Source organism: Methanobrevibacter sp. 87.7, from assembly GCF_002208625.1.
Lineage (GTDB): Archaea > Methanobacteriota > Methanobacteria > Methanobacteriales > Methanobacteriaceae > Methanarmilla.
This window is the reverse complement of the sequence record NZ_MRCT01000067.1, coordinates 1-9813: the sequence shown is the minus strand read 5'-3', so window position 1 is coordinate 9813 and position 9813 is coordinate 1. Positions and strand designations below refer to the sequence as shown.

General features: G+C 25.3%; 10 protein-coding genes. 3 read left to right on the top strand and 7 right to left on the bottom strand.

Annotation, left to right across the window (positions count from 1 at the left end):
• Positions 1 to 126: 126 nt before the first annotated feature.
• From cobQ to BGI41_RS04550, 3 genes are all read left to right on the top strand, one after another.
• A complete protein-coding gene (cobQ, locus tag BGI41_RS04560; RefSeq protein ID WP_088539050.1) occupies positions 127 to 1692 on the top strand; it encodes a cobyric acid synthase CobQ in 1566 nt (521 codons plus the stop codon).
• Positions 1693 to 1859: 167 nt separating this feature from the next.
• On the top strand, positions 1860 to 2120 hold the full coding sequence (locus BGI41_RS04555) for a hypothetical protein (RefSeq protein WP_088539049.1): 261 nt from the start codon (positions 1860 to 1862) through the stop codon (positions 2118 to 2120).
• Positions 2121 to 2510: 390 nt separating this feature from the next.
• Complete coding sequence (locus tag BGI41_RS04550) at positions 2511 to 3176, top strand: YitT family protein (RefSeq protein WP_088539048.1); 666 nt, start codon at positions 2511 to 2513, stop codon at positions 3174 to 3176.
• Here the strand turns inward: BGI41_RS04550 and BGI41_RS08700 are convergent.
• From BGI41_RS08700 to BGI41_RS04515, 7 genes are all read right to left on the bottom strand, one after another.
• On the bottom strand, positions 3173 to 3715 hold the full coding sequence (locus tag BGI41_RS08700; RefSeq protein WP_088539047.1) for a DapH/DapD/GlmU-related protein: 543 nt from the start codon (positions 3713 to 3715) through the stop codon (positions 3173 to 3175). The genes BGI41_RS04550 and BGI41_RS08700 overlap by 4 nt on opposite strands.
• 119 nt (positions 3716 to 3834) lie before the next feature.
• Positions 3835 to 4959, bottom strand: coding sequence for an aldo/keto reductase (locus tag BGI41_RS04540; protein WP_088539046.1), 1125 nt, complete (start codon positions 4957 to 4959; stop codon positions 3835 to 3837).
• A gap of 207 nt (positions 4960 to 5166) precedes the next feature.
• On the bottom strand, positions 5167 to 5793 hold the full coding sequence (locus tag BGI41_RS04535) for a sugar O-acetyltransferase (protein ID WP_088539045.1): 627 nt from the start codon (positions 5791 to 5793) through the stop codon (positions 5167 to 5169).
• A gap of 36 nt (positions 5794 to 5829) precedes the next feature.
• Positions 5830 to 6309 carry a flavodoxin gene (locus BGI41_RS04530; RefSeq protein ID WP_088539044.1) on the bottom strand — a complete coding sequence of 160 codons (480 nt, stop codon included), beginning with the start codon at positions 6307 to 6309 and terminating at the stop codon, positions 5830 to 5832.
• A 126-nt stretch (positions 6310 to 6435) separates the two neighbouring features.
• Positions 6436 to 6996 (bottom strand): TetR/AcrR family transcriptional regulator, encoded by a 561-nt coding sequence (locus BGI41_RS04525; protein WP_088539043.1) that lies wholly within the window; start codon positions 6994 to 6996, stop codon positions 6436 to 6438.
• A gap of 368 nt (positions 6997 to 7364) precedes the next feature.
• On the bottom strand, positions 7365 to 8531 hold the full coding sequence (locus BGI41_RS04520) for a thiolase domain-containing protein (RefSeq protein WP_088539042.1): 1167 nt from the start codon (positions 8529 to 8531) through the stop codon (positions 7365 to 7367).
• An 11-nt stretch (positions 8532 to 8542) separates the two neighbouring features.
• Complete coding sequence (locus tag BGI41_RS04515; RefSeq protein ID WP_088539041.1) at positions 8543 to 9583, bottom strand: hydroxymethylglutaryl-CoA synthase; 1041 nt, start codon at positions 9581 to 9583, stop codon at positions 8543 to 8545.
• Positions 9584 to 9813 lie beyond the last annotated feature (230 nt).

The following is a 9813-nucleotide window of genomic DNA, read 5'->3' as shown; positions in this document are numbered from 1 at the left end:
AATTAGAATTACCAAAAATAAAATTTAGTTTAATATTATTATTGTTAAAATTAAAAAAAAACTAATTTTTATCTTAAATCAAAATTTTAGCAAAATAATATAATATATAATATATTAGGTAAAATTATGACAAAAGCATTAATGATTCAAGGAACCTCTTCAAATGCAGGAAAAAGTCTTTTTGTAACGGCATTATGTAGAATATATATGAAAAGAGGATATAAAGTAGCACCATTTAAATCACAAAATATGTCATTGAATTCATATACAACTAGTGAAAATGGAGAAATTGGAATTGCACAATATGTACAAGCACTTGCTGCAAAAAAAGAAGCTACTGTCGATATGAATCCTATATTATTAAAACCTAAAGGAAATTTTAAATCACAAGTTATTATACAAGGAAAAGCTGTTGGAGATATGGATTTTTACTATTACCAACATAAATATCATGATACAGCAGTAAAAGCAATACAAGAATCTTATGATAAACTTGCAGCAGAAAATGATATAATATTTATAGAAGGAGCAGGTTCACCTTCTGAAATAAATATGAGAAAAGAAGATATTGCAAATATGGAAATTGCACATATGGCTGATGCAAATGTTATTCTTGTTGCAGATATAGACCGTGGCGGAGTATTTGCAGCTATTGCTGGAACTTTTATTCTTCTTGATGACAGAGACCGTTCAAGAATGAAAGCTGTAATAATAAACAAATTTAGTGGAAATCTTGATATATTAAAACCTGGAATTGATAAAATAGAAAAAATTATAGATGCACCAATTCTAGGAGTTGTTCCTTATGATGAAACACTAAATATTCCTGAAGAGGATTCACAATCATTAAGAGAACATAAATTCGATAATACTAAAAAAGATATAAATATTGGAGTTATAAAACTTCCAAAAATAGCTAATTTCACAGATATTGATCCATTTGAAGTAGAACCTGATGTTGGATTAAGAATGATAGAATTAACTGATTCACCTACATTACTTGATGATGTTGATGCAATTATTATTCCAGGTACACGTACATCAACAGGAGATGCAAAAAAATTAATGGATAGTGGATTTGCAAGTAAAATAATAGAACTTTCAGATAAAATACCGGTAATAGGTATTTGTGGTGGTTATCAAATACTGGGTAATGAAATCATTGATAAGAATATGAAAGAATCAAATCTTAAACAAGTTAAATGTTTAGGACTTTTAAACATAAAAACAGAATTTTCACATACCGTTAAAGCAGCATGCCAAACAAAAGCAATTATCCCCGATAATGATTACTTATGTGGACTTTCTAAAATTTTATTTAAAGATCTTGAAAATACTGAAATCACAGGTTATGAACAACATGAAGGTACAACAAAAATAATTAATCCATCAATTGATACTACATTCCCACTATTTATTGTTAAAGAAGGAGTAGGAAATGATTATGATAGTCCATTTGATGGTGCTACAGGACAAGGATTATGTTTTGGAACATATATACATGGAATATTCCATAATTATTCCATACGTAGAAACTTCTTAAATTATATACGAAATAAAAAAGGACTTAAACTTGATGATGGAAGTAAAGATCAATATGAAGATAGTATTGATAATGCAATAGAACAACTTGCAAAACTTATTGAAGATAATGTTGATATGGATTATATTGATAAACTCATCTTTAAATAAAATATTATAAATTATAAACTATATTTATAAAATTTAAAGACATAAGAGTATATGATATTAAAAATAAAAGATAATATCTGAAAATAAGAATTATTACAAAATTTCAAAATTATATTAATAAAAGACATTTATATATAGTTAATAATATACTATTAATTATGAAGAGAATGTTAATATCTAAACATAATTTAGTTAACTATATTTCAATTTTAGTATTATGTTTAATATTTTTAATTAGTCCAATATATGGAGAATGCAATACTAATCTCACAAATTCTGAATTAAATTTTAATATTGGAACAGAAACATTCAATATTAATGAAGAAAATAATAATGAAAGTTTAAATAAACATCATGATAAACATGTAACAGATATTCCAAATGAAGATCCACATAATCGTAAAAGGATAAGAAGACTAGAAAGATAATATATTAAATTGTATATTACTTTAAACTATTTTTAAATACTTAATCTTAAAACGATAATATATAATATTATAAATTATATATTATTTTAAAACTTTTTTTAAATAAATACTAATTTTAAAAGCTAATTAAAAAATAAATAGCTAATAAAAATACTAAACTCTAAAACTATTAAAAACAACATAAAAAAATAACTAAAATACTAAACTCTAAAACTATTAAAAACAACATAAAAAAATAACTAAAATACTAAACTCTAAAACTATTAAAAACAACATAAAAAAATAACTAAAATACTAAATTCAAAAAACTATTTAAAAAATAAATATTAAATTACAACAAAATTATAATAAAAACTATTTTTAAATAATCTAAAAAACACAATATGATATATGAATAAAAAATTAAGAGATTATAGATTATATATTTTTTATATAATTTCATTATTTATCTCTTCACTAGGAGTAGCATTTTCAGTAAAAGCAACACTTGGAACTTCACCACTTGTAGCAATTCCAAATGTACTAAGTATTATATTTCCTATTTTTAGTATTGGTGTTTACTCAATGATTTTCAATATAATACTAATTTTACTTGAATTAATTATTTTAAAAAATAAATTTCCAAAATTACAATATTTACAATTCTTTGTTGCAATTATATATGGATATTTTATTGATATATCATTATACTTAATTAAAGAACTAAATCCATATAACTATATTACACAATGGATTTTCTGTATTGTAGGTGCATTAATCCTTGCTTTTGGAATTTATCTACAGTTAAAATCTGCAGTAGTTTATTTACCTATTGATGGTTTTGTACTATCTATTGCTCATATTAAAAAAAGTGTATACTCAAAAGTCAAACCATTTGTAGATATTACATTAATTAGTATTGCAACTATTATCTCATTATATTATACAAAAAATCTTGTTGGAATAAGAGAAGGTACAATATTTGCAGCAATATTTGTAGGTCCCCTTGTTGGATTTTATAAAAGAAATTGTGATAAGTTTATAAATAAACATTTAAAATTTATAAATAATATTTAAAATTTAGATTTATCAAGTTTTTTAATAACTTTAGCAGGATTACCTACTACAACACTATAATCAGGAACATCTCTTGTAACAACTGCACTTGCACCTACAACAGCATGTTTACCAATACATACACCAGGTAAAACTGTAGCTCCTGCTCCAATCCATGCACCTTCTTTAATTAAAATTGGTTTACATAATAAAATAGATCTATTATATAAATCATGATTATTTGATAATAATTGAACATTAGCTGCTAACATTACATTATCTTCAATAGTAATTCCACCACGAGCCATCATTAAAGAATTACTATTTATAAAAACATTATTACCTACTTTTAACATATTTAAAGCTGCACCAAACAATGGTGCGATAATTGTTGAATTTTCACCAATACCTCCAACAATTTTATTTAATAATTTTAAAGATTCTTCAGAATTTGGTAATGTATTATTAAATTTAAATAATAATTTTCTAAGTTTATCCATACTTTTAGCATGTTCTTCAGATAATTCAGATAAATCTACTTTTATTTCTTCACATTCCATATTATTACCTATAATATTATAATAAAAACAAAAAACAATTTATAAAAATAAAAAATCTTAAAATTATAAAAAAATAAATTAAATTTAATATTAAAAATATTAAATTAAAATTATAAAACTTATTCTTCATTTTCAAAAAGCTCTGCAATTTTTTCCATAATTTTAGGTATTTTAATATTCTGTGGGCATTGTTTTACACAATCACCACAAGCATCACAATCAGAAGCTTTACCATATTCTGGACTTAAAGAAAGAGTCCTATAATAACCTGTTGCAGAGAAGTTTTGATTTTCAGGTAATCTAAAGTAATCATTATATGTTCTTAAATATTTAGGAATTGGTATATTATGCTCACACTCGTTAATACAATAATTACAAGCAGTACAATCTACAACTACATTTTGATTAATTAATGTAGCAGCTTGACCTAACATATAATACTCTTCATTAGATAATGGTTTGAAATTATTAAAAGTATTAAGATTTTCATTTAATTGTTCCATATTACTTACACCAGAAAGAATTACTTTAACATTATCTAAACTTCCACAAAAACGTAATGCCCATTCTGCAGGAGTTGAATCTGGTTTATAATCTTCAAATAAAGTTTTAACATTTGATGGAATATCAACTAAATTTCCACCTTTAATTGGTTCCATAATAAAAACATCTTTATTATATTCACAAGTTAAATTATAAACTTTCCTTGAATCAATTGTATTACTTTGCCAATCAAGATAATTAATTTGTAAAAGAACAAATTCTATCTCAGGATATTTATCTAATGCTAATTTTAGAAGTTTTGGTTTATCATGAAGAGAAATACCTATATGTTTTATTTTACCTTCTTTTTTCTTCTGAATAATAAATTCAAAAGCTTTTAAATTAAAAGTTACCTTTCTAGTCCATGTTGAAAAGTTATGTAACATATAATAATCAAAATAATCTACACCACATCTTTCTAATTGTTCATTAAAAAATCTTTCAAGATCTTCTTCTTTTTCAAGAGAAAAAAGTGGCATTTTATCAGATATTATTACATCTTCACGAGGATATTTTTTTATAACACATTCTCTAAAAACAATTTCAGATAAACCATTATGATAAGGATAACCGGTATCAAAGAAATTATATCCTCTTTTAATAAATTCATCTACCATCTTTTGAGTTTCATCATAATCAATACTTTCTACATCATCATCTTTAAGTGGAAGTCTCATTAACCCAAATCCAAATTTTTTCATAAAAATTTCTCCAAAAATAAAATAATAAATTTTCAACTAAATAATAAATTTCCTAAATAAAATATAGAAAATTAAAGTCTAAAAAATTAAATAAACAATAAAAAAAAACACAATACTCTATAAAATTCCACAACACAAACTAATAAACAATATAAAAAGATTAATCCTATAAGTTTACTAACTATAAACTATTTTTAAAAAATAATTTTAAATATTTTTACGAATAACCCTTGCAGGAGAACCTACAGCAACAGTATTACTTGGAATATCATGAGTTACTACACTTCCTGCACCAATTACAACATTATCTCCAATTGTTACACCAGGAAGAATAATAGCATTAACACCAATCCAACAACGTTTACCAATTTTAACAGGTTTTTTAATATTTACAAAAGTATAATCAATAGATTCATCAAAATCCCCATATTCATCAATATATGAATAGTTTTCATCTTCTAATTCATCATCAATTGGTAAGATTCTTTTAGATGTAGAAACTGGATGATCTGCACAAACAATATTTACTCCAGGAGCAAGCATTGTATAATCACCAATTTCTATAGTGTCAGTATCTAAAAATATACAATTTTGATTAATAAAAACTCCTTTTCCAAGTTTAATATTAGTACCTATATTACAATTAAATGGTATTAAAACTTCTGTATTTTCACCAATTTCACCTAATAATTCATTTAATATATCATTTTTCTGATTAATATTATCAGGACTAAGATTATTTAATTTATATAAAATATTAAATGCTCTTGAAAATTTTTTATCACATATACTATCTAATTCCATAGGACCTTTAAGTGACCATTCTTTACTCATAAAAATACCCAAATAAAAATTTAATTAAAAAAATATTTAAATATTTAAATTATCAATCCAAGATTTTAAATCATCCTCTGAAATAGATGAATTTAATCTATCTCCACCTACAAAATCAGCTCCTGGAGCAGAAGGTTTTAAATCATCAATAGTTCCACCTAATCTACTTGAACCAGAAGTTGCAAAAACTACAATTTTTTTATCTTTTAAATCATAAGATTCTAAAAAAGAATTAACAATTGTTGGAGCTGTATACCACCAAATTGGAAAACCTAAATAAATTAAGTCATAATTATCAATATCTTCTACATTATTTTTAATTGGAGGTCTAAACTCTTTATTTTCTTTCATCTCAATTGAAGATCTACTTTTTGGATTAGTCCAATCAAGATCTTCAGAACTATACTTTTCTTCAGGTTCAATTTCATAAATATCTGAATTACTTACTTTTGCTAATTTTTCTGCTACAGCTTTTGTTACACCACTTGCTGAGAAATATGCTACTAAACTTTTCATTTTATTACCTCAAATACATTATAAAATCTTAAAATATATAAAAAACTAAAAAATAATTTTTTAAAAAAAATATTTAAACAAATTAAACTTCAACCTATAAAAATAATAAAAAATTACATAAACAAACTAAACTTCAATTCCTACTCCTGCCCATAAAAAATCAAAAGAAACCTTTTTAATTTTTTCAATATCTTCATTAGGATTATTTACTAAATAATCAATAGTTGCAACAACATCTTGCATCATGAAATTACAAAATAAATAATAAGGTTCTTTAATTTCACCTCTTGTTTGAAATTTATTATAAACATAAAAGAAAAATTTACCTTGATTATTTAATTTTTCTTTAACTTCATCATTTAATAATGGAGAATTGGAATACTTAATTAAAAAATTAAAATTATCAGAATATTTTAAACCATAATCTATAGTTCTATTCCAAACTTCAATCATACCCTTTTTAAAATCTTTTTTCTCCTTTAGATTACTAACATAATCTACTAAATCTTGATGAACATAAATTAAAGATTGATTAAATAAATATTCTTTATTAGGATAATAATTAAATAATGTTCCCTTTGCAACTCCAGCATGTTCTGCAATACTTGCAGTTGTAGTTGCACCATAACCTTTTTTACTAAATAGAGTTATAGAAGCTTCAAGAATTTTTATCTCTTTATCATTCATATAAACACGTCTCAATTAAATAAATATTATAATATAAAATTATTATCTAAAATTATAAATTAATATTAAAAAATAAATTTTATAAAATATTAATGACTGACTGGTTAGTTCAATTTATTATTTGAATTTTATTATATATAAAACTACGTATAAAAAATATAAAAATTAATTTTATAAAAAATCTTCAAAATAAAAAATACAATATAATATTCCAAAATAAAACTAAATAAAAGAAAAATACATTAAAATATTTCAAATAAAACTAAATAAAAGAGCAAATAATAAAATAAAACAAATTAAACTATAAAATAATAAAATAAGATAAAAACACTAAAATAAGTAAAAAAGTATAAAAAAAAGGAATAAACCTAATTGTTATTAGGTTCTCTTCCAAAGATGTGTACTGCACAAGTTCCTCCAGTACCACCTATATTATGAGTAAGTCCGATTTCTGCACCTTCTACTTGACGTTTACCAGCTTCACCTCTTAATTGCCATACAACTTCAGCAGCTTGAGCAATACCAGTTGCACCAAGTGGGTGTCCTCTAGCTTTTAAACCACCAGATGGGTTAATTGGGAAGTCACCATCAATACGTGTTTGACCATCTTCAATAACTTTTCCACCTTGACCTTTTTCACAGAAACCTAAATCTTCAACAGCAAGTAATCCATTAATTGTGAAACAATCATGAGCTTCAGCTAAATCAATATCTTTAGTACTTACTCCAGCTTGTTTATAAGCTTTTCTTGAAGCAATTCTAGTTGAATCAATAGTGGTAATATCACGTCTATCATGAAGTGCAATAGTACCAGATGCTTGTTGAGAAGCTTTTACATAAATAGGAGTATCTGAATATTTATGAGCATCTTCAGCAGGACATAAAACTACTGCTGCAGCACCATCAGAAACTGGTGAACAATCAAATAAAGTTAATGGATCTGCTACCATAGTAGAATTTAAAACTTTATCTTTAGATACTTCAAATGGGAATTGTGCTTTAGGGTTATTTGAAGCATTATGATGAGCAATAACAGAAAATTCTGCAAGTTGTTCCCTAGTAGTACCATATTCATACATATGTCTTTTAGCTACCATTGCATATAATGAAGGGAAAGTTGCACCTTGTTGAGCTTCCCATTCAACATCAGAAGCAGTTGCAATAGCTGGTGTTGCATCTACAACATCAGTCATTTTTTCTACACCTGCAGAAACAACAACATCATGATAACCAGAAGCTACTGCTAAAATACCTTGTCTTAAAGCTAAACCTCCAGATGCACATGCAGCTTCTACCCTAGTACAAGGAATAGGGTTTAATCCCATATGATCAGAAATAAGTGATGCAATATGTTCTTGGTTTACAAAAAGACCAGATGACATATTTCCAACATACATTGCATCAATATCATCTCCACCAATATTAGAATCATTAATAGCACCAATACCTGCTTCAGCTACTAAAGATCTAAATGATGAATCCCATAATTCTCCAAATTTTGTTTGTGAAACTCCAATAATTGCTACATCTCTCATTTTAACACATCCTATTGCATTTTAATTTTTCCTTTATATTTAGCATAAACTGCATAATCAACATAATGTTTATCAGCAATATAATCTTCAGTTTTAGGAGCTAAATCTTTTACTTCTTCAATTCTATCATTTACTTCAATTACAAATGCATCACTACCAGCACCTGAACCATAACTTACAACAAATATTTTATCTCCAGGTTTTGCAACATCTAAAATATTAGATAATGCTAAAGGTACTGCACCAGAATAAGTATTACCTATATTAGGTGTTAAAAGACCTTGTTCATATTGTTCAGGAGTAAAACCTAATTGTCTTGCTGCTCTTATGTAAAATTTTCCATTAGGTTGATGGAAACAAGCATAATCATAATCTTCAGGTTTAGTGTTAGATTTTTCTAACATTTTATTTGCAGCACTTAAAACATGTTTAAAGTATGCTGGTTTACCTGTAAATCTACCACCATGTGAAGGATAAGTTTGACCTTCTCTTCTATAAAAATCAGGAGTATCAGTAGTAAAACTGTATGTATCTTTAATATCCGCAATAGTATTTTTTTTACCAATAATATAAGCTGCTCCACCAGCAGATGCAGTATATTCTAAAGCATCACCAGGTGCACCTTGTGAAGTATCAGCACCAATTGCTAAACCATATTCAATCATATCAGATTTAACTAAACCCATATTCATTTGAATACCAGCAGTTCCAGCTTTACATGCAAATTCTAAATCTGCTGCAGTTAAATCAGGAGTAGCACCAATAGCATCTGCTACAATAGTTGCTGTTGGTTTTACTGCATATGGATGAGATTCAGATCCTACATAAACTGCCCCAATTTTCTGAGGATCTATTTCAGCTCTTTTTAATGCATTTCTTGCTGCAGTAACAGCAATAGTAACAGTATCTTCATCAGGAGCAGGTACTGATTTTTCATTAACAACTAAACCTCTCTTATGAGATTCAGCATCATCTCCCCATACTTTGGCAATTTCTTCAACTTTTATTCTATAAGAAGGTACATAAGCACCGTAACCTACGATTCCTACCATAAAATCACACCGTAAATTTGATTAATAAAAATTTTTTAAATAAAAAATTAAAAAAACTTTGATATAATATATTTTTAGAATTAAAAATTCTGCATTTATAAAAATCTTTTAATTTAACAAAATTTAAACAGAATATATTTAAAAATATGAAAAATTATAAAATTTTGAAATTTCTTATTTACTTCAATACTAGTTAAATAATTAACTAATATTTTATATTACTATATTAT

Excerpts from the sequence above, each read along its gene's own strand:
- cobQ (WP_088539050.1), top strand. The coding sequence starts at position 127 with ATGACAAAAGCATTAATGATTCAAGGAACCTCTTCAAATGCAGGAAAA.
- BGI41_RS04555 (WP_088539049.1), top strand. The coding sequence starts at position 1,860 with ATGTTAATATCTAAACATAATTTAGTTAACTATATTTCAATTTTAGTA.
- BGI41_RS04550 (WP_088539048.1), top strand. The coding sequence starts at position 2,511 with ATGAATAAAAAATTAAGAGATTATAGATTATATATTTTTTATATAATT.
- BGI41_RS08700 (WP_088539047.1), bottom strand. The coding sequence starts at position 3,715 with ATGGAATGTGAAGAAATAAAAGTAGATTTATCTGAATTATCTGAAGAA.
- BGI41_RS04540 (WP_088539046.1), bottom strand. The coding sequence starts at position 4,959 with ATGAAAAAATTTGGATTTGGGTTAATGAGACTTCCACTTAAAGATGAT.
- BGI41_RS04535 (WP_088539045.1), bottom strand. The coding sequence starts at position 5,793 with ATGAGTAAAGAATGGTCACTTAAAGGTCCTATGGAATTAGATAGTATA.
- BGI41_RS04530 (WP_088539044.1), bottom strand. The coding sequence starts at position 6,309 with ATGAAAAGTTTAGTAGCATATTTCTCAGCAAGTGGTGTAACAAAAGCT.
- BGI41_RS04525 (WP_088539043.1), bottom strand. The coding sequence starts at position 6,996 with ATGAATGATAAAGAGATAAAAATTCTTGAAGCTTCTATAACTCTATTT.
- BGI41_RS04520 (WP_088539042.1), bottom strand. The coding sequence starts at position 8,531 with ATGAGAGATGTAGCAATTATTGGAGTTTCACAAACAAAATTTGGAGAA.
- BGI41_RS04515 (WP_088539041.1), bottom strand. The coding sequence starts at position 9,583 with ATGGTAGGAATCGTAGGTTACGGTGCTTATGTACCTTCTTATAGAATA.